Here is a 19,645-nt window from a genome sequence, read left to right as displayed (position 1 = left end):
CCACCCAAAAGGCTCTGTAAAGACGTGGCGGAAAACGCAGGCGTGTTTACAGGGTTCCAGAGCGGCCCTGATGAGTGAGGATTCAGTACCATGGCTTACAGCGAAAAGGTCATCGACCACTACGAAAACCCGCGCAACGTCGGCAAGATGAACGCGGAAGACCCTGATGTCGGCACCGGCATGGTCGGCGCTCCGGCGTGCGGCGACGTTATGCGCCTGCAGATCAAGGTCAACGAAGCTGGCGTTATCGAAGACGCCAAGTTCAAGACATATGGTTGCGGTTCGGCCATCGCCTCCAGCTCCCTGGCGACCGAATGGATGAAAGGCAAGACGCTGGATGAGGCTGTGACTATCAGCAACACCCAGCTGGCCGAAGAACTGGCCTTGCCGCCAGTGAAAATCCACTGCTCGGTACTCGCAGAAGACGCTATCAAGGCGGCTGTTCGCGACTACAAGCAGAAGAAAGGCTTGATCTAAGCAATTTGGCGACGAGTAAGGAGTCACGATGGCTATCAGCATGACAGAAGCGGCTGCGCAGCACATTCGCCGCTCCCTGAATGGGCGCGGTAAAGGTGAGGGGATTCGTCTGGGTGTTCGCACCACGGGCTGTTCCGGCCTTGCCTACGTGCTGGAGTTTGTCGACGAGGTGGTCGAGGAAGATCAGGTGTTCGAGAGTCACGGCGAAAAAGTGATTATCGACCCGAAAAGCCTGACTTACCTGGACGGCACCGAACTCGATTTTGTCAAGGAAGGGTTGAACGAAGGCTTCAAGTTCAACAACCCCAACGTACGCGGTGAATGTGGCTGCGGCGAAAGCTTCAACATCTGAGGCTGATCGTGGGTACTCCTTGTCATTTCGCTTTGTTCGAGCTGCAGCCGAGTTTTCGACTGGACCTTGAACAGCTTGCCACGCGCTACCGTGAACTGGCGCGTGGAGTGCATCCGGACCGTTTTGCTGACGCTTCCGAGCGTGAGCAACGCTTGGCGCTGGAGCAATCAGCCAGCCTCAACGAAGCCTATCAGACGCTCAAGAACCCTCCCAAACGCGCGCGCTACCTGCTCGCCATGGGCGGTCGCGAGCTGCCGCTTGAAGTCACGGTCCAGGACCCTGATTTCCTGATGCAGCAGATGCAATGGCGCGAGGAGCTTGAAGAACTGCAGGACGAGGCTGATCTGGCCGGAGTCGCAGTGTTCAAGCGCCGTCTGAAAGTGGCCCAGGATGAACTCAACGAAAGCTTCGCAGCCTGTTGGGATGATGCAGCGCAACGTGAACAGGCCGAACGCCTGATGCGGCGCATGCAGTTCCTCGACAAGCTCACCTACGAAGTGCGCCAGTTAGAAGAGCGCCTCGACGATTAACCCAGTGCCGCCCAGGTTGCACGCCTGATATACAGATAAGTCCTGATTACCATGGCCCTACTGCAGATCGCCGAACCCGGTCAAAGTCCTCAACCGCACCAGCGTCGCCTGGCGGTCGGGATTGACTTGGGCACTACCAATTCGCTGGTCGCTGCATTGCGCAGCGGTCTTTCCGAGCCGCTGCCCGACGCGGATGGCCAAGTCATCCTGCCGTCTGCCGTGCGCTATCACGCTGACCGTACCGAAGTGGGCGAGTCGGCCAAGCTGGCGGCGTCTGCCGACCCGCTGAACACCGTGCTGTCGGTCAAGCGCTTGATGGGTCGTGGTCTTTCCGACGTCAAGCAACTGGGCGACCAACTGCCGTACCGCTTTGTCGGCGGCGAATCCCATATGCCGTTCATCGACACCATCCAGGGCCCGAAAAGCCCGGTGGAAGTGTCGGCCGATATCCTTAAAGTGCTACGCCAGCGTGCGGAAACCACCTTGGGCGGCGAACTGGTGGGGGCGGTGATTACTGTTCCTGCGTATTTCGATGATGCTCAGCGCCAAGCCACCAAGGATGCGGCGAAACTTGCCGGCCTGAACGTGTTGCGCCTGCTCAACGAGCCGACTGCAGCGGCTGTGGCTTACGGCCTGGACCAGCACGCCGAAGGCCTGGTGGCTATTTACGACCTGGGCGGCGGTACCTTTGATATTTCGATTCTGCGCCTGACCGGCGGAGTCTTCGAGGTGCTGGCTACCGGTGGCGACACGGCCCTGGGCGGCGATGACTTCGATCACGCCATTGCTGGCTGGATCATCACCAGCGCGGGCTTGTCTGCCGACCTGGATCCGGGCGCACAACGAAATCTGCTGCAAACCGCCTGTGCCGCCAAAGAAGCACTCACTGACGCTGCGTCGGTTGAAGTTTCCTACGGTAACTGGTCGGCCCAACTGACCCGTGAAGCCTTCGATTCGTTGATCGAGCCGATGGTCGCCCGCAGCCTGAAAGCCTGCCGCCGTGCGGTGCGCGACTCCGGTATCGAGCTGGAAGACGTCGCCGCCGTGGTGATGGTGGGTGGTTCGACCCGCGTGCCACGTGTCCGCGAAGCCGTTGCCGAAGCCTTTGGCCGCCAGCCGCTGACTGAAATCGACCCGGATCAAGTGGTGGCCATTGGTGCTGCGATCCAGGCTGATACCCTCGCCGGTAACAAGCGCGATGGTGGCGAACTGCTTCTGCTCGACGTGATCCCGTTGTCCCTGGGGCTGGAAACCATGGGCGGCTTGATGGAGAAGGTGATTCCACGCAACACCACCATTCCCGTTGCCCGCGCTCAGGACTTCACCACGTACAAAGATGGCCAGACGGCCATGATGATTCATGTGCTGCAGGGCGAGCGTGAGCTGATCAGCGACTGCCGTTCCCTGGCGCGCTTCGAATTGCGCGGCATTCCGGCGATGGTGGCCGGTGCGGCGAAGATTCGCGTGACCTTCCAGGTCGACGCCGACGGCTTGCTCAGCGTTGCCGCTCGCGAATTGGCCTCCGGCGTTGAAGCCAGCATCCAGGTCAAGCCGTCCTACGGCCTGACCGATGGCGAAATCGCCAAGATGCTCAAGGATTCGTTCCAGTACGCCGGTGACGACAAGGTCGCCCGCGTGCTGCGTGAGCAGCAAGTCGACGCCCAGCGCCTGCTCGAAGCCGTGCAGGGCGCCCTTGAAGCCGACGGCGAGCGTTTGCTGGATGCCGAAGAGCGCATGGTTATCGACCTGCAAATGCAGGAACTGGCTGAATTGATGAAAGGCACCGATGGTTACGCCATCGAGCAACAGACCAAGCGCCTGTCGCAAGTGACCGATGCCTTTGCCGCCCGTCGCATGGACCAGACGGTAAAAGCCGCCCTGGCGGGCCGCAACTTGAATGAACTTGAGGATTAACTGATGCCGCAGATCATTTTTCTGCCACACGCCGAGCATTGCCCGGACGGTATGGTTGTGGAGGCTGAGACCGGCAAGTCCATTCTCGAAGTCGCTCACGACCACCACATCGAGATCGAAAGCGCCTGCGGCGGCGTTAACGCCTGTACCACCTGTCACTGTGTGATTCGTGAAGGTTTCAACAGCCTGGAAGAGGCTGATGAGCTGGAAGAGGACTATCTTGATAGGGCGTGGGGCCTTGAGCCGACGTCGCGCTTGAGCTGTCAGGCAAAAGTGGGAACAGAAGACCTCACCGTCGAGATTCCGAAATATTCGCTCAACCATGCCGCTGAAGCGCCGCACTGATTCAAGGAAGTGTCATGAGTCTTAAATGGGTTGATGTACAAGAAATCGCTATCCTGCTGGCCGATGGTCACCCGGACGTGAACCCTTATTCGCTGAACTTTGTAGCTTTGCGTGACATGGTCATGGCCTTGCCAGGGTTCGAAGATGACCGGGAACGCGGCGGTGAAAAGGTGCTTGAAGCTATTCAGACTGCCTGGAAAGAAGAGCAGGACTGAAGCCTCCCTTACGCAGTTAGGCAATACCCAAGAACCCGCGTATAATTCGCGGGTTTAATTTTTCGCAAATTACCGTTTCTGGAGTTACACCATGGCTGTTCAACGTACTTTCTCCATCATCAAGCCTGACGCTGTTGCAAAAAACGTCATCGGCGAGATCACCACTCGTTTCGAAAAAGCCGGCCTGAAGGTTGTAGCTTCGAAACTCAAGCAACTGTCCAAAGCTGAAGCTGAAGGCTTCTACGCTGAGCACAGCGCTCGTGGTTTCTTCGGCGACCTGGTTGCCTTCATGATCTCCGGCCCTGTTGTTGTTCAGGTTCTGGAAGGCGAAAACGCTATCGCTCTGAACCGTGAGCTGATGGGCGCTACCAACCCTAAAGAAGCTGCTGCCGGCACCATCCGTGCTGACTTCGCTGAATCGATCGACGCCAACGCCGTTCACGGTTCGGACTCCGAAGCCGCTGCTGCCCGCGAAATCTCGTACTTTTTCGCTGCTACTGAAGTAACCGCTCGCTAAGCATTGGCTTAAAAGAGCGAAGGTGAATCCATGACTACATTGACTGCAAAAACCAACCTGCTGGGTCTGACTCAACAGGAAATGGAAAAATTCTTCGACTCAATCGGGGAGAAGCGTTTTCGTGCCGCTCAGGTAATGAAGTGGATTCACCATCTTGGCGTCGATGATTTCGACGCCATGACGAACGTCAGCAAGGCCCTGCGCGACAAGCTCAAGGCCATTGCCGAAGTTCGCGGCCCCGAAGTGGTCAGCGAAGACATTTCCACCGACGGCACCCGTAAATGGGTGGTGCGCGTGGCGTCCGGCAGCTGCGTCGAGACCGTGTACATTCCCCAGGGCAAGCGCGGCACTCTGTGCGTTTCGTCCCAGGCAGGCTGTGCCCTGGACTGCAGTTTCTGCTCCACCGGCAAGCAAGGTTTCAACAGCAACCTCACCGCCGCCGAAGTCATCGGCCAGGTGTGGATTGCCAATAAATCGTTCGGCAGCATCCCGGCAACCGCCGACCGTGCCATCACCAACGTGGTGATGATGGGCATGGGCGAGCCGCTGCTGAACTTCGACAACGTTGTTGCGGCCATGCATTTGATGATGGACGACCTGGGCTACGGCATTTCCAAGCGCCGTGTGACCCTGTCGACCTCCGGCGTGGTACCGATGATCGATGAGCTGGCCAAGCACATCGACGTCTCCCTGGCGTTGTCGCTGCACGCACCGAATGACGCATTGCGTAACCAATTGGTGCCGATCAACAAGAAGTATCCGCTTAAGATGCTGCTCGAATCTTGCCAGCGTTATATGGCGACCTTGGGTGAGAAACGTGTGTTGACCATCGAGTACACCATGCTCAAGGACATCAACGACAAGGTCGAGCACGCGGTCGAGATGATCGAGTTGCTCAAGAATGTACCGTGCAAGATCAACCTGATTCCGTTTAACCCGTTTCCCCATTCTGGCTACGAGCGGCCGAGCAACAACGCCATCCGCCGTTTCCAGGATCAACTGCACCATGCAGGCTTCAATGTCACCGTACGCACTACACGCGGCGAAGACATCGATGCGGCATGTGGCCAATTGGTAGGACAGGTGCTGGATCGCACCCGTCGCAGCGAACGTTATATTGCCGTGCGTGAACTGAGTGCCGCCGACGATATGCCGCAAAGCGCCGCGACTCGAACCTGAGAGAGGATCTCTATGCCCTTGCGCCTTGCGCTGCTTTTGCTTGTTGCCAGCCTCGCGGCTGGCTGTGTTTCATCGGGCCATGACAGCCCGCTGCAAACCGGCAAGGGCCGTGACGAGGCGCGTGCTGCCTATGTGCAGTTGGGCTTGGGGTACTTGCAGCAAGGAATGGCCGAACGGGCCAAGGTGCCGCTGAAGAAGGCCCTCGAGCTGGATGGCAGCGACGCCGACGCCAATGCTGCGTTGGCCTTGGTGTTCCAGGCCCAGGCCGAGCCTGAATTGGCCGATCAATATTTCCACAAGGCCCTGGCCTCACGTCCTGGCGACCCAAGACTGCTGAATAACTACGGCAGTTTTTTGTTTGCGCAGAAACGTTATGACCAGGCGTCCGAATATTTCCAGCAGGCTGCGGCCGATACCCTTTATCCTGAGCGCTCGCGGGTTTTCGAGAACCTTGGGGTGACCTCAATGCTTCTCGGCCAGCGCGACACCGCCCGCCAGCAACTGGAAAAAGCCCTGCACCTGAACCAGCGCCAGCCACGAGCCTTGCTCGAAATGGCTGAGTTGTCCTTTGAAGACAGGCATTATGTGCCGGCACGTGACTATTACGAGCGTTTTAGCCTGCTGAGCGGGCAAAATGCACGTAGTCTATTGCTCGGTGTGCGCCTGGCGACGGTTCATGAAGAACGCGACAAGGCCGCACGTTTTGGCCAGCAACTCGAACGACTCTATCCCGGTACGCCGGAATATCAGCAATACCTGTCGGAGCAATGATGAAAGCGGCGCACCCGGAAGTTGTAGCAGCTAATCGTGGAAACCCAGGCGAGACCTTGCGTCAGGCCCGCGAAAGCAATGGTTGGTCGCTGGCAGAAGTGGCCCTCAAGCTCAATTTGACCACGACTTCATTGGGCAACCTTGAAGCTGGCGCGTTCGACAAGCTGCCAGGGCATACCTTCGCCCGCGGCTATATCCGCGCCTACGCCAAGTTGCTCGGTATTGACCAGGCCGCATTGGTCCAGCAATTCGACCAGATCACCGGTACCGATTCCCAGGGCAGCAATGTCCATGGCCTGGGCCGCATTGAAGAGCCTGTGCGTGTTTCCCACACCATTTTGCGAATTGTCAGCCTGTTGCTGCTGATCGCCGTGATCGGCGGTGGTTTTGTATGGTGGCAGGACCAGACCTCCCAACGCGGCAAGGACCTGTCCAGCAACGCCATGGAGCACGTCGAAGTCGAAAGCGCCGACGGCACCACCCAGATTCATCCATTGGACGAACCGGAAGACCAGGCCGTGGCCGAGGGCCAGGCGGCACCTGAGGCAGAGCCTGGCGCCGAGCAGCCTGCTCCGGAAGCGGGTACTGCCCCGGCAGTGACTCCGGTGGCCCCGGCTCCTGCCGTTGCCGCCACGCCAACCGCTCCAGCGCACACCCCGGTGGTACCGGCGCAGGCTCCGGCGCCAACCGCTCCGGCTGCCCCGGCGGTTTCCGCGCCAACCACCCCGGCGCTGATCGCCGGTGATGGCCGAGTACAAATTACCTACGTCGCTGACTGCTGGACGCAAGTCTCCGATGGCAACGGCAAGGTGCTGTTCAGTGGTCTGAAGCGTAAGGGAGATACACTTGACCAGGGCGGCAAGCCTCCTTTGACGCTGCGTCTGGGCTATGCCCGTGGCGCGCAAGTGGCCTACAACGGCCAGCCTGTGGACGTGGCGCCGTTCACCAGTGGCGAGACTGCTCGCCTGAAGTTGGGACAATAAAGTCATGCACGGCGAATCTCCAATCAAACGTCGCGTATCGCGCAAGATCTGGGTCGGCTCGGTGCCGGTGGGCGGCGATGCCCCCATCGCAGTACAGAGCATGACCAACAGCGACACCAATGATGTGGCGGCCACTGTCGCCCAGATCAATCGCCTGGAAGCGGCGGGCGTCGACATCGTGCGGGTTTCCGTACCGGACATGGACGCTGCCGAAGCCTTTGGCCGCATCAAGCAACTGGTCAAGGTGCCGCTGGTCGCCGATATCCACTTCGACTACAAGATCGCTTTGCGCGTGGCCGAACTGGGCGTCGATTGCCTGCGGATCAACCCGGGCAACATCGGTCGTGAAGACCGGGTTCGCGCCGTGGTGGATGCCGCCCGTGATCGCGGGATTCCAATCCGCATCGGCGTCAACGCCGGTTCCCTGGAAAAAGACCTGCAAAAGAAATACGGCGAGCCGACGCCGGCCGCCCTGGTCGAGTCCGCGTTGCGCCACGTTGAACACCTTGAGCGCCTGAATTTCCAGGACTTCAAGGTCAGCGTAAAGGCTTCCGACGTGTTCATGGCGGTAGAAGCGTACCGCCTGCTGGCCAAGGAAATTGTCCAGCCATTGCACTTGGGTATCACCGAAGCCGGCGGTTTACGCTCAGGCACAGTGAAATCTGCGGTGGGTCTCGGTATGCTGCTGGCCGACGGGATTGGCGATACTATTCGCATCTCCCTCGCGGCAGACCCGGTAGAGGAAGTGAAAGTCGGTTACGACATTCTCAAATCCCTGCATTTGCGTTCCCGTGGCATCAACTTCATTGCCTGCCCGAGCTGCTCGCGGCAGAACTTCGACGTGGTGAAAACCATGAACGAACTGGAAGTACGCCTCGAAGATCTGCTGGTGCCGCTGGATGTTGCAGTGATTGGTTGCGTGGTCAACGGGCCGGGTGAGGCTAAAGAAGCCCATGTGGGCCTGACCGGCGGTACGCCAAACCTGATTTACATCGACGGCAAGCCGTCGCAGAAACTGACGAATGACAATCTGGTGGATGAGCTGGAACGGCTGATCCGCCAGAAAGCGGCCGAAAAAGTCGCGGCTGACGCAGCGCTGATCGCGCGCGGCTAAGAACGAATTTAAGGATTAGATGTGAGCAAGTCTCTGCAAGCCATTCGTGGCATGAACGACATCCTGCCTGAGCAGACGCCCCTGTGGCGCTACTTCGAGGGCACTGTCGCGCGCCTGCTGGATAACTACGGTTACAAGCAGATCCGCATGCCGATCGTCGAGTTCACCGAGCTGTTCAAGCGCTCCATCGGTGAAGTGACCGACATCGTCGAAAAAGAGATGTACACCTTCGAAGACCGCAACGGCGACTCCCTGACCCTGCGTCCGGAAGGCACTGCCGCGTGCGTGCGTGCAGTGCTCGAGCATGGCCTTACCGGCGGTGGCCAGCCGCAGAAGCTCTGGTACATCGGCCCGATGTTCCGCCACGAGCGTCCGCAGAAAGGTCGTTATCGCCAGTTCCACCAGATTGGCCTCGAAGTGTTCAACCTCGACGGTCCGGACATCGACGCCGAGCTGATCGTGCTGACCTGGCGCCTGTGGGGCATGCTGGGTATTCGCGACGCGGTCAAGCTTGAGCTCAACAGCCTGGGCACCAGCGAATCCCGGGGCCGCTACCGTGAAGCCCTGGTGGAATTCCTGTCGGGCCACCTGGACAAGCTGGACGAAGACAGTCAGCGTCGCCTGAAAACCAACCCGCTTCGGGTACTGGACACCAAGAACGCCGAGACCCAGGCCGTACTCGTGGACGCGCCGAAAATGGCCGACTACCTGGACGACGAGTCCCGCATCCACTTCGAGGGCCTCAAGGCTCGTCTGGATGCAGCCGGTATTCCATACGTCATCAATCCGAAACTGGTGCGTGGCCTCGATTACTACAGCAAGACCGTGTTCGAGTGGGTCACTGACAAGCTCGGCGCCCAGGGCACCGTGTGTGCCGGTGGCCGTTACGACGGCCTGGTCGAGCAGATGGGCGGCAAGCCGACCACTGGTGTTGGTTTCGCCATGGGCATCGAGCGGCTGATCCTGCTGCTGGAAACCCTGGAGCAGGTCCCCGAAGAAATCTCCCGTCAGGTGGACGTGTACTTCTGTGTCTTCGGCGAGGCGGCCGAACTGGCTGCCCTGGCCCTGAGCGAGAAGCTGCGAGACCAACTGCCGAACCTGCGCCTGCAAGTCAATGCCGGCGCCGGCAGCTTCAAAAGCCAGTTCAAGAAAGCCGACAAAAGCGGTGCGTTGTATGCACTGATCCTGGGTGATGATGAATTGGCCCAGCAAGTGGTAAGTTTCAAACCCCTGCGTGGTCAGGGTGAACAACAAAGCATTGCCTTTGATGCGCTTGCAGCGCACCTGGCCACCTGCATCGTGCAGGGTTGAAGCTGTCAAACAGCCGATTTAGCGATTAAGGAGTATTGGGGTGTCGAGTACTGATGATGACCAGCTGGCCGAGTTCAAAGACTGGTGGCAGCGCAACGGCAAGCCCCTGGTCACTGGCGGTTTGCTGGCTTTAGTAGTGGTGTTCGGCTGGCAAGCCTGGCACAAGTATCAGGCTAACCAGTCGCAAGGCGCCTCGATTATCTATCAGCAATTGCTGGAAACCACGCTGACGCCCAACGGCAAGCCTGACCTCGCCCAAGTGGCAGACCTGGCCGGCAAGCTGAAGAGCGAATTTGGCGGTAGCACATACGCGCAATACGGCAGCCTGTTCGTCGCAAAAGTTGCGGTCGACAACGGCAAGCTGGATGACGCAGCCTCCGAGCTGAAAGCCATCACCGACAAGCCGGCCAACCCGACACTGGGTGAAATCGCACGTCAGCGTCTGGCTCAGGTACTCGCGGCACAGAACAAGGCTGACGACGCACTGAAACTGCTCGACGGCGATGCTGACAAGGCATTCCTGGCTACTCGTGAAGAGCTCAAGGGCGACCTGCTGGTCCAATTGGGTCGTACCGACGAAGCCAATGCTGCGTACCAAAAAGCCAAGGCGGCGCTGTCTGATGAAGCGGCGGTCGGTGGCTTACAAATCAAGCTCGACGACTTGGCCAAAGGGGATGCGTGACGTGATCCGTTGGAAACATGCAGCATTGCTGGCTCTGGCCGTTTTGGCCGCGGGTTGCAGCAGCAACAGCAAAAAAGAACTGCCTCCGGCCGAGCTGACCAGCTTCAAGGAAGAAGTGGTCCTGCAAAAGCAGTGGAGCCGCTCCATTGGTGACGGTCAGGGCGATCTGTACAACCTGATGGTTCCGGCTATCGACGGTGACACCATCTTCGCTGCTGACTCCACCGGCGTTGTGGTCTCCATGGATCGCATGAACGGCGACGTCAAATGGAAGAAAGATCTCGAACTGCCTGTGTCCGGCGCCGTAGGCGTGGGTTCCGGCATGGTGCTGCTCGGCACGCTGAAAGGCGATGTGGTGGCGCTGGACGAGAGCACCGGTGAAGAGAAATGGCGCGCTCGCGTGACCAGTGAAGTGCTCTCGCCACCGGCTACCAACGGTGACATCGTTGTCGTGCAAACCCAGGATGACCGTGTGATCGGCCTCGACGCCGCCACCGGTAACCAGCGCTGGTTGTACGACAGCACGCCGGCGGTCCTGACCTTGCGCGGTACCAGCGGTCCGGTTGTGACCAGCAACCTCGCACTGGCAGGCCTGTCGACCGGTAAAGTGGTCGCCCTGGACACCCAGAACGGCGTACCGGCCTGGGAAACCCGGGTTGCTATTCCTCAGGGTCGTTCGGAACTGGACCGCGTAGTGGACATCGACGGTGGCTTGCTGCTGTCGGGTGAAACCCTTTACGTCGCCACTTACCAGGGCCGTGTTGCGGCGCTGGACGTGCAGAGCGGCCGGATCAACTGGCAGCGTGATGCTTCCAGCTACGCCGGTGTCGCCCAAGGGTTTGGCAGCGTCTACGTAAGCCTGGCGTCTGGCACGGTTGAAAGTGTCGACGAGCGTTCCACCACTGCATTGTGGAGCAACGACTCCCTGGCTCGCCGTCAGTTGTCGGCACCAGAAGTGTTCTCCAGCTACGTAGCGGTAGGCGACTTTGAAGGCTACCTGCACCTGCTGAGCCAGGTGGACGGTCGCTTCGTCGGTCGCGAGCGTATCGACAGCGACGGCCTGCGTGCTCGTCCGCTGGTAGTGGGTAACATGCTTTACGTGTATGGCAACAGCGGCAAACTGGAAGCGCTGACCATCAAGTAAGAACTATGCTTGGGGGGCTAACCCTCAGGCAGCTTCACCTGTAGGAGCAAGCTTGCTCGCGAAAATCGTCAACGATAACGCGAGCAGTCTGGATAAACGCGGTGCCTTTGCGTTTTTCGCGAGCAAGCTCGCTCCTACAGTCGAGCACCAGCCGCTGCCTTGCAGCGGCTTTTGTATTTTCTGAAATAACGAAGTGGAGAGCCGCATGGTTCCCGTAATCGCCCTGGTGGGCCGACCTAACGTCGGCAAGTCCACCTTGTTCAACCGCCTGACCAGGACTCGCGACGCTATCGTCGGCGACTTGTCCGGTCTGACCCGTGATCGCCAATACGGTGAGGCAAAGTGGCAAGGGCGCTCCTACATTATTGTCGACACCGGTGGTATCTCCGGTGACGAGCATGGCATGGACGAAAAGATGGCCGAGCAGTCGCTGCTGGCCATTGAAGAAGCCGACGTCGTGTTGTTCCTGGTGGACGCCCGCGCGGGCTACACCGCTGCTGACCAGATGATTGGCGAGCACCTGCGCAAGCGCAACAAGCGTTCCTATCTGGTCGCCAACAAGATCGACAACATCGATCCTGAGGCGGCCCGTGCCGAATTCAGCCCGATGGGCCTGGGTGATGCGATCCCGGTTGCCGGTGCCCATGGTCGCGGCATCACCCAGATGCTGGAAATCGCCCTCAGCACCTTTCCCAAGGATGACGACGAGGAAGAAGAGGGCGAAGAAGAGATCGTTGCCGAAGGCGAGGAAGCCAAGCGCATTCCTGGCCCAAGCGAAAAAGACGGTATCAAGATCGCGATCATCGGCCGCCCGAACGTCGGCAAGTCGACGCTGGTCAACCGCATGCTCGGTGAAGATCGGGTAATCGTCTACGACGAGCCCGGCACCACCCGCGACAGTATCTACATCCCGTTCGAGCGTAACGACGAGAAGTACACGCTGATCGACACCGCCGGTGTGCGCAAGCGCGGCAAGATCCACGAGGAAGTTGAAAAGTTCTCCGTGGTGAAAACCCTGCAGGCCATCAAAGACGCCAACGTGGTGATCTTCGTCATGGACGCCCGCGAAGGCGTGGTAGACCACGACCTGAACTTGCTGGGCTTTGCCCTGGAAGCCGGTCGCGCCCTGGTGATCGCTATCAACAAGTGGGACGGCATGACGCCGAGCGAGCGCGATTTCGTCAAGATCGAGCTGCAGCGTCGCCTGTTCTTCGTCGAGTTTGCCGATATCCACTTTATCTCGGCACTGCACGGTACCGGCGTGGGCAACCTCTACGCTTCGGTGCAGAACTCGTTCAAGTCCGCGGTTACCCGCTGGCCGACCAACCGCCTGACCCAGATTCTGGAAGATGCGGTCAGCGAGCACGCGCCGCCGATGGTCAACAACCGTAGGATCAAGCTGCGTTACGCTCACTTGGGTGGTGCCAACCCGCCGATTATCGTGATTCACGGTAACCAGTTGGAGAAGGTGCCGAAGTCCTACGTGCGTTACCTGGAAAACACCTATCGCCGTGTCTTGAAACTGGTCGGTACGCCGATCCGTATCGAGTTCAAGGGGGGCGAGAACCCGTACGAAGGTAACAAGAACAGCCTCACCGACCGCCAGGTAAACAAAAAGCGCCGGATGATGACGCACCACAAGAAAGCCGACAAAAAGCGCCGCGACAAGCGCTGATCCTGATCGGTTGAAAAAGGGCTCTTATAGAGCCCTTTTTTGTGCCTGGCGGTTGACCCTTCGCGGCATGCAGCTTAAAACTTGGGGCTCACCGCAAGGGGCGCACCGATGATCACCAGCAAGCTGCCGAATGTCGGCACCACCATCTTCACCACCATGTCGCAACTCGCCGCCGAAACCGGTGCGCTCAACCTGTCCCAGGGTTTTCCCGACTTCAATGGGCCTCAGGGTTTGCTTGATGCGGTGGGCAAGCACATTGCCCTCGGCCATAACCAGTACGCACCCATGACCGGCCTACCGGTGCTGCGTCAGCAAGTGGCGGCCAAGATCGCCCGCAGCTATGGGGCCACGGTGAATGCCGACAGCGAAGTAACCATCACCCCTGGCGCGACTGAAGCGATCTTCTGCGCGATTCAGGCGGTGATCCGCAGCGGTGATGAAGTGATCGTGTTCGATCCGGCCTACGACAGCTATGAGCCCTCGGTTGAGCTGGCGGGCGGTCGCTGCATACATGTGCAACTGGGCCTGAATGACTTCTCCCTCGACTTCGAACAGATCAAGGCGGCGCTGTCCCCGCGCACCCGCATGATCATCCTTAACAGCCCGCACAACCCTACGGGTGCCCTGATCAGCCGCGCCGAGCTGGACCAGTTGGCCGAGTTGATCCGCGACCGCGACATCTACCTGGTCAGCGACGAGGTCTACGAGCATCTGGTATTCGACGGGGTGCCCCATGTCAGCGTGCTGGCCCACGAAGAGCTGTACCAGCGCGCCTTCGTGGTCAGCTCCTTCGGCAAGACCTACCACGTCACCGGCTGGAAAACCGGCTATGTAGTCGCGCCACCGGCCCTCAGTGCCGAGCTGCGCAAGGTGCATCAATATGTCAACTTTTGCGGCGTGACCCCATTGCAGTACGCTTTGGCAGACTTCATGGCCGAACACCCGGAACACGTAGAGCAATTGCCGGCTTTCTATCAAGCCAAGCGCGACCTGTTCTGCGACCTGCTGGAACCGTCGCGTTTCAGCTTTACCCGGGTGGCCGGTACTTACTTCCAACTGGTGGATTACTCACAGATTCGCCCGGACCTGGATGACGTCGCCATGTCGCTATGGATGACCCGCGAACATGGCGTGGCGACCATTCCGGTCTCGGTGTTCTACCAGAACCCACCGCAGGGCCAGCGCCTGGTGCGACTGTGCTTTGCCAAACGCGAGGAGACGCTGCGCCAAGCAGCCGAGAAACTATGCGTGATCTGAGTGCACTGCCAAACCTGAACATTGCCCTGGTGCAAACCACCCTGGCCTGGCACGACCGCCAGGCCAACCTGGAGCATTTCGAACTGCTGCTGGACCAGGCCCAGGGCGCCGACCTGATCGTGTTGCCGGAGATGTTCACCACCGGTTTCTCGATGGAATCGGAAACCCTCGCCGAGCCCGAAAACGGCCCCACTCATCAATGGCTGCAGGCCCAGGCGAAGAAGTACAACGCGGTGATCACCGGCAGCGTGATCATCCAGGCCGCCGACGGCAGCCACCGCAATCGCCTGCTGTGGGCGCGCCCGGATGGCGAGGTGCTGCACTACGATAAGCGTCACCTGTTCCGCATGGCCGGTGAGCACGATCACTACACCCCCGGCGAGCGCCAGGTGCAGTTCGAACTCAAGGGCTGGCGGATTCGTCCGTTGATTTGCTACGACCTGCGCTTCCCGGTGTGGAGCCGTGACGCCCGTGACACGGACCTGCTGCTGTACACCGCGAACTGGCCGGGTGCTCGGCGCCAGCACTGGAACCGCTTGTTGCCGGCACGGGCAATTGAAAACCTGTGCTACGTGGCGGCAGTAAATCGGGTTGGCACGGACGGGAAGGGTTTTGCCTACACCGGCGACAGCCAGGTCGTGGACTTCCAGGGAGAAAGCCTGCTGAGCGCAGGGGAGGCGGACGGGGTGTTCCAAGTGTGCCTGGACGCAGCGGAATTGGCGGATTACCGCACACGCTTCCCGGCGAACCTGGATGCGGACAGCTTCGAGTTCACCTGAAGGATTTTCGTCGCCTTATAAATTGCCTTCGCGAGCAAGCCCGCTCCCACATTCGACCTGCGCCACCTGAAAGAACGCGGTCAAAATGTGGGAGCGGGCTTGCTCGCGAAGAGGCCCTGAAAATCACCACAAACTCTAATAAAAAAGCCCCTGGATTCTCATCCCGGGGCCTTTTGCATTTTGCGGTCAGTGTTTACGCCGCTTTCGCTTCCAGCTGGCTCAACGAGCGGTTCAGCGCACTGAACACCGCCTTGAAGCTCGCCGTGGTGATGTTCTCATCAATACCCACGCCGTGCACCGGACGCTCACCGTTCACTCGCAGCTCAATGTAAGCAGCGGCCTTGGCATTGGTGCCGGCTCCAATCGCGTGTTCGTTGTAGTCCATGATCTCAACACCAATCGGCAGGCCGGCCACCAGCGCTTCCAGGGCGCCGTTGCCTTTACCGTGCCAGCGCAGGTTGGTTTCGCCCTGGCCCTTGCCGGAGACTTCAACTTCCACCGAGCTGTTGCCGTTCTCTTCCTGCAAGCGATGGCTGACCAGCGCGTAAGGAATGTTGGCCTGCAGGTATTCACGCTGCAACAAGCTGTAGATCTGCGAGGCGGTCATCTCCAGGCCCACGCGGTCGGTTTCGGCCTGTACCACTTGGCTGAACTCGATCTGCATGCGGCGCGGCAAGCTGATGCCGTATTCCTGCTCCAGCAGGTAGGCGATACCGCCTTTGCCCGACTGGCTGTTGACGCGAATCACTGCCTCGTAGCTGCGGCCGATGTCCGCCGGGTCGATCGGCAAGTACGGCACTTCCCACAGGGTATCGTCTTTCTGCTGGGTGAAGCCCTTGCGGATCGCGTCCTGGTGGGAGCCGGAGAACGCGGTGTGAACCAGGTCGCCGACGTACGGGTGACGCGGGTGCACCGGGATCTGGTTGCACTCTTCCACGACTTTGCGGATGCCGTCGATGTCGGAGAAGTCCAACTGAGGGTCGAGGCCCTGGGTGTACATGTTCAACGCCACGGTCACCAGGTCGACGTTACCGGTACGCTCGCCGTTGCCGAACAGGCAGCCTTCGACACGGTCGGCGCCAGCCATCAGGCCCAATTCGGTAGCGGCCACGCCGGTGCCACGGTCGTTGTGGGTGTGCAGGCTGATGATCACGCTGTCACGACGGTTGATATGGCGACCGAACCACTCGATCTGGTCGGCATAGATGTTCGGGGTGGCGCATTCAACGGTAGCTGGCAGGTTGAGAATCACCTTGTGCTCAGGGGTCGGGTTCCAGACCTCGATCACCGCATCACAGACTTCCTTGGCGAACTCAAGCTCAGTGGCGCTGAAGGTCTCTGGCGAGTACTCGAAGGTCCACTGGGTTTCCGGCTGCTGGGCGGCGTATTTGACGAACAGCTTGGCGGCGTTGACCGCGATGGCCTTGATGCCGTCCTTGTCTTGGTTGAACACGATGCGGCGGAACGACGGCGAGGTGGCGTTGTACAAGTGAACGATGGCTTTCTTCGCCCCGCGCAGGGATTCGAAGGTGCGTGCGATCAAGTCTTCACGGCCCTGGGTCAGCACCTGGATGGTGGTGTCCTCGGGGATGTGATTGTCTTCGATCAGGGTACGCACGAAGTCGAAATCGGTTTGCGACGCGGCCGGGAAGGAGGCTTCGATTTCCTTCACACCGACGGCGACCAAGGTCTTCCAGAAGCGCAGCTTTTTCACCGCGTCCATCGGCTCGATCAGCGACTGGTTGCCGTCGCGCAAGTCGGAACTGCACCAGATCGGCGCGGCGGTAATGGTCTTCGACGGCCAGGTGCGGTCCGGGATATCAATGGTCGGGAACGCGCGGTACTTCGAAGACGGGTCTTTGAGCATGCTCATCGGGAAATCCTTTGTTTAGGGGCCGAGAAGAGGCGGCCTGCCGTAAAACTGTTATTGGGAATAAAGCAGAAGACGAGGCAGATCGATTCAGCCTGGCAGTCGTGCGCTGACGAGGCACAGGCTGCGGTGCTGGCGGAGCTGAATGAGGGTGTGAGAGGTTTTCATAGGTCCAACCCTAACCGCCGGGGTGAAAGATGGCAAGCAGTCGAAAAAAATTGAGAGAAGTTCTTCTATCGGCTAAGAAAACGAGATTTTATGGTTGATAATTGTGCGCAGGGTTGTTTTGTTTGCGCACCCGTTGCCGGGTGCGCAATTGAACGTCAGGGCTGAAACGCGCCGATAAAGATCGCCGGATCCACCCGTGCGTCGTTCAGGCTGATGTTCCAATGCATATGCGGCCCGGTCGCCCGGCCGGTGGAACCGACCTTGCCCACTACCGCACCACGGGCCAGTTGCTGGCCAACGCTCACATCTATCTTCGACATATGGCAGAACATGCTGATAAAGCCCTGGCCATGGTCGACAAACACGGTGTTGCCGTTGAAGAAGTAGTTACCGGTCAGAATCACCTTGCCCGCCGCCGGGGTCTTGATCGGCGTTCCGGCGCCCACGGCAAAGTCCAGGCCCGAATGCGGATTACGCTCCTCGCCATTGAAGAAACGTCGTACGCCGAACTTGCTCGACAGCGGCCCGTTCACCGGCTTGTCCAGCAGCAGGTTGCTCGGCGTGTTCGGGCTGAAGCTGCGATAGGCCTTGAGCTGGACCGCCAGCTCGCCCTCGATGCGTTTGAGCTGCGCCGGGTCCGGGTTCACCTGGCTTTTGTTCTTCAGGGTGATGTGCTGCTCGGGGTATTTCTTGAACCCCACGACAAACGGCAGGTTCTGCGCACCGCTGGTGATTCGTTGGGTGCCGGGTTTGACCGTCAGCGGGATACCGACAATCGCCAGCCAGTTGTTCTGTTCCTTCACCACCAGCACTGGCCGGTTCAGGTAGGTGGCTTTGGGCGCCGTCGCCGAAGTGCCGAGGTCGACCACTGCGACGCCACCGGGTACCGGCTTGTTCAGCAAGCGAGTGATGTAGCTATCGGCATGGGCATTGAAGGTCAGGCACAACAGCATCAACAAACTTAAAAAGCGTGGCATCAATCAATCCAGTAACGAGAGGGTGACGGGCGTCAGGTGGTTGTCTTCCACCCGCACTTGCAATTGGCCTTCACCGAGGCGCGCGGTCAGGCGCTGGCCGGTGTGGGTTTGCGCGGCGTTGCGTATTGCCTGGCCGCGCTCGTCGAGCAGGATGCTGTAGCCGCGTCCGAGAGTAGCCAGCGGGCTGACCACGTGCAGCGTTTGCACCTGGCTTTGCAGTTGCAGGCGACGGGCCTTGAGGCCTTCGCGCATGGCGCGGGGCAGGCGTTCGGCGAGGCTGTCCAGGCGTTGGCGCAGCAGCGCCAATTGACGCCCAGGGTGCTGGCCGGCGAGGCGGGTTTCGAGGCGGATCAGCCGTTCGCGACGGGTGTTGAGGCTGTGTTCGAAGGCTCGGCGCAGGCGCATGTCCAGGTCGTCGAGGCGCTGGGCTTGCTGGCGCAGACGTTCGCCCGGGTGACGCAGGCGACGGGCCATGCCTTCCAGGCGCAGGCGGTCGTGGGTCAGGCGGTTGCGCATCAGCATCACCAGGCGGCGGTGCAGATTCTCTACTTGGCGAGCCAGGTGACTGGAGTCCGGCGCTAACAGCTCGGCAGCGGCGGAGGGGGTAGGGGCGCGTACGTCGGCGACAAAGTCGCTGATCGACACATCGGTCTCATGGCCAACGGCGCTGACGATGGGCGTCACGCAGGCGTCCACGGCACGCGCCACGGCTTCTTCGTTGAAGCACCAGAGGTCTTCCAGCGAGCCGCCGCCACGGGCCAGGATCAGCGCGTCGAAGCCGCGTGCATCGGCCAGCTTCAGTGCGCGGACGATCTGCGCCACGGCTTCACGACCTTGCACGGCTGTCGGGATCAGCGTCAGTTCCACGTTGGGTGCCCGGCGGCGGAACACGCTGATGATGTCGCGAATCACCGCGCCGGTGGGTGAGCTGATAATCCCGATGCGCCGTGGGTGCGCGGGCAGCGGCACCTTGCGCTCGGCACTGAACAAACCTTCGGCGCTGAGTTTTTCCTTCAGCGCGTCGAAGGCCAGGCGCAGTGCGCCGTCACCGGCCGGCTCCACCGTGTCGAGAATCAGCTGATAGTCGCCACGGCCCTCAAACAGCGAGACCTTGCCCCGTACCTTCACCGCCAGGCCGTCTTTCAACGCCTGGCGCACCCGTGCGGCATTCTGCCGGAACAGCGCACAACGCACTTGGGCGCCACTGTCCTTGAGGGTGAAATACACGTGGCCGGAGGCCGGGCGGGCAAGGTTGGAGATCTCGCCTTCGACCCAGATATTGGTGAACACGTCTTCCAGCAACACCCGCGCGCGGCCGTTGAGCTGGCTGACAGTCAGGACTTCGCGGTCCAGGCCCAGACGGGCAAAGGGATCTTTAATCATGG

General features: G+C 60.0%; 20 protein-coding genes. 17 read left to right on the top strand and 3 right to left on the bottom strand.

Annotated features, from left to right (window positions below; genetic code table 11):
• Positions 1-90: 90 nt before the first annotated feature.
• The 17 genes from iscU (at position 91) to SNL23_RS07235 (ending at position 15,245) form a co-directional block, all read left to right on the top strand.
• A complete protein-coding gene (gene iscU, locus SNL23_RS07315) occupies positions 91-477 on the top strand; it encodes a Fe-S cluster assembly scaffold IscU (protein WP_003209682.1) in 387 nt (128 codons plus the stop codon).
• 28 nt (positions 478-505) lie between these two features.
• Positions 506-829 (top strand): iron-sulfur cluster assembly protein IscA, encoded by a 324-nt coding sequence (gene iscA / locus SNL23_RS07310; RefSeq protein WP_003209680.1) that lies wholly within the window; start codon positions 506-508, stop codon positions 827-829.
• Between the two features lie 8 nt (positions 830-837).
• Entirely contained in the window at positions 838-1,359 is a 522-nt protein-coding gene (gene hscB, locus SNL23_RS07305; protein ID WP_008438289.1) for a co-chaperone HscB, read from the top strand.
• A 51-nt stretch (positions 1,360-1,410) separates the two neighbouring features.
• Complete coding sequence (gene hscA / locus SNL23_RS07300; RefSeq protein ID WP_318301923.1) at positions 1,411-3,273, top strand: Fe-S protein assembly chaperone HscA; 1,863 nt, start codon at positions 1,411-1,413, stop codon at positions 3,271-3,273.
• Between the two features lie 3 nt (positions 3,274-3,276).
• Positions 3,277-3,618 carry an ISC system 2Fe-2S type ferredoxin gene (fdx, locus tag SNL23_RS07295; protein ID WP_167664532.1) on the top strand — a complete coding sequence of 114 codons (342 nt, stop codon included), beginning with the start codon at positions 3,277-3,279 and terminating at the stop codon, positions 3,616-3,618.
• Between the two features lie 14 nt (positions 3,619-3,632).
• Positions 3,633-3,833, top strand: a complete 201-nt coding sequence (iscX, locus tag SNL23_RS07290) for a Fe-S cluster assembly protein IscX (RefSeq protein WP_076017546.1) — start codon at positions 3,633-3,635, stop codon at positions 3,831-3,833.
• A 91-nt stretch (positions 3,834-3,924) separates the two neighbouring features.
• Positions 3,925-4,350: a nucleoside-diphosphate kinase gene (ndk, locus tag SNL23_RS07285; RefSeq protein WP_003175956.1), complete on the top strand. Its 426-nt coding sequence runs from the start codon at positions 3,925-3,927 to the stop codon at positions 4,348-4,350.
• 30 nt (positions 4,351-4,380) lie between these two features.
• Positions 4,381-5,529, top strand: coding sequence for a 23S rRNA (adenine(2503)-C(2))-methyltransferase RlmN (rlmN, locus tag SNL23_RS07280; protein ID WP_003209670.1), 1,149 nt, complete (start codon positions 4,381-4,383; stop codon positions 5,527-5,529).
• Between the two features lie 12 nt (positions 5,530-5,541).
• Entirely contained in the window at positions 5,542-6,300 is a 759-nt protein-coding gene (pilW, locus tag SNL23_RS07275; RefSeq protein ID WP_076017545.1) for a type IV pilus biogenesis/stability protein PilW, read from the top strand.
• On the top strand, positions 6,300-7,283 hold the full coding sequence (locus SNL23_RS07270; protein ID WP_318301922.1) for a RodZ family helix-turn-helix domain-containing protein: 984 nt from the start codon (positions 6,300-6,302) through the stop codon (positions 7,281-7,283). The genes pilW and SNL23_RS07270 overlap by 1 nt, the downstream gene beginning before the upstream one ends.
• A gap of 4 nt (positions 7,284-7,287) precedes the next feature.
• Positions 7,288-8,397: a flavodoxin-dependent (E)-4-hydroxy-3-methylbut-2-enyl-diphosphate synthase gene (gene ispG, locus SNL23_RS07265; protein ID WP_017478664.1), complete on the top strand. Its 1,110-nt coding sequence runs from the start codon at positions 7,288-7,290 to the stop codon at positions 8,395-8,397.
• A 21-nt stretch (positions 8,398-8,418) separates the two neighbouring features.
• Positions 8,419-9,708, top strand: coding sequence for a histidine--tRNA ligase (gene hisS, locus SNL23_RS07260; RefSeq protein WP_318301921.1), 1,290 nt, complete (start codon positions 8,419-8,421; stop codon positions 9,706-9,708).
• Positions 9,709-9,748: 40 nt separating this feature from the next.
• The gene (locus SNL23_RS07255; protein ID WP_010176862.1) at positions 9,749-10,390 is read left to right on the top strand and encodes a YfgM family protein; all 642 of its coding nucleotides are present in this window, start codon (positions 9,749-9,751) and stop codon (positions 10,388-10,390) included.
• Positions 10,383-11,534 (top strand): outer membrane protein assembly factor BamB, encoded by a 1,152-nt coding sequence (gene bamB / locus SNL23_RS07250; protein ID WP_167664530.1) that lies wholly within the window; start codon positions 10,383-10,385, stop codon positions 11,532-11,534. Before SNL23_RS07255 ends, bamB begins: the two co-directional genes overlap by 8 nt.
• A 205-nt stretch (positions 11,535-11,739) precedes the next feature.
• Positions 11,740-13,209 (top strand): ribosome biogenesis GTPase Der, encoded by a 1,470-nt coding sequence (gene der / locus SNL23_RS07245; RefSeq protein ID WP_076017541.1) that lies wholly within the window; start codon positions 11,740-11,742, stop codon positions 13,207-13,209.
• A gap of 108 nt (positions 13,210-13,317) precedes the next feature.
• The gene (locus tag SNL23_RS07240; RefSeq protein WP_167664529.1) at positions 13,318-14,466 is read left to right on the top strand and encodes a pyridoxal phosphate-dependent aminotransferase; all 1,149 of its coding nucleotides are present in this window, start codon (positions 13,318-13,320) and stop codon (positions 14,464-14,466) included.
• Positions 14,454-15,245, top strand: a complete 792-nt coding sequence (locus SNL23_RS07235; RefSeq protein ID WP_318301920.1) for an amidohydrolase — start codon at positions 14,454-14,456, stop codon at positions 15,243-15,245. The genes SNL23_RS07240 and SNL23_RS07235 overlap by 13 nt, the downstream gene beginning before the upstream one ends.
• Positions 15,246-15,438: 193 nt before the next feature.
• Here the strand turns inward: SNL23_RS07235 and leuA are convergent, their stop codons facing one another.
• From leuA to xseA, 3 genes are all read right to left on the bottom strand, one after another.
• Positions 15,439-17,118: a 2-isopropylmalate synthase gene (gene leuA / locus SNL23_RS07230; protein ID WP_076017538.1), complete on the bottom strand. Its 1,680-nt coding sequence runs from the start codon at positions 17,116-17,118 to the stop codon at positions 15,439-15,441.
• Between the two features lie 320 nt (positions 17,119-17,438).
• Positions 17,439-18,260 (bottom strand): peptidoglycan DD-metalloendopeptidase family protein, encoded by an 822-nt coding sequence (locus SNL23_RS07225; RefSeq protein ID WP_076017537.1) that lies wholly within the window; start codon positions 18,258-18,260, stop codon positions 17,439-17,441.
• Between the two features lie 3 nt (positions 18,261-18,263).
• Positions 18,264-19,643, bottom strand: coding sequence for an exodeoxyribonuclease VII large subunit (gene xseA, locus SNL23_RS07220; RefSeq protein ID WP_318301919.1), 1,380 nt, complete (start codon positions 19,641-19,643; stop codon positions 18,264-18,266).
• Positions 19,644-19,645: the final 2 nt, after the last annotated feature.

Source organism: Pseudomonas sp. SED1, assembly GCF_034044025.1.
In the GTDB taxonomy this organism is placed as follows: Bacteria; Pseudomonadota; Gammaproteobacteria; order Pseudomonadales; family Pseudomonadaceae; genus Aquipseudomonas.
The sequence above is the reverse complement of the archived record's forward strand: the minus strand, read 5'-3'. Positions and strand labels throughout refer to the sequence as shown.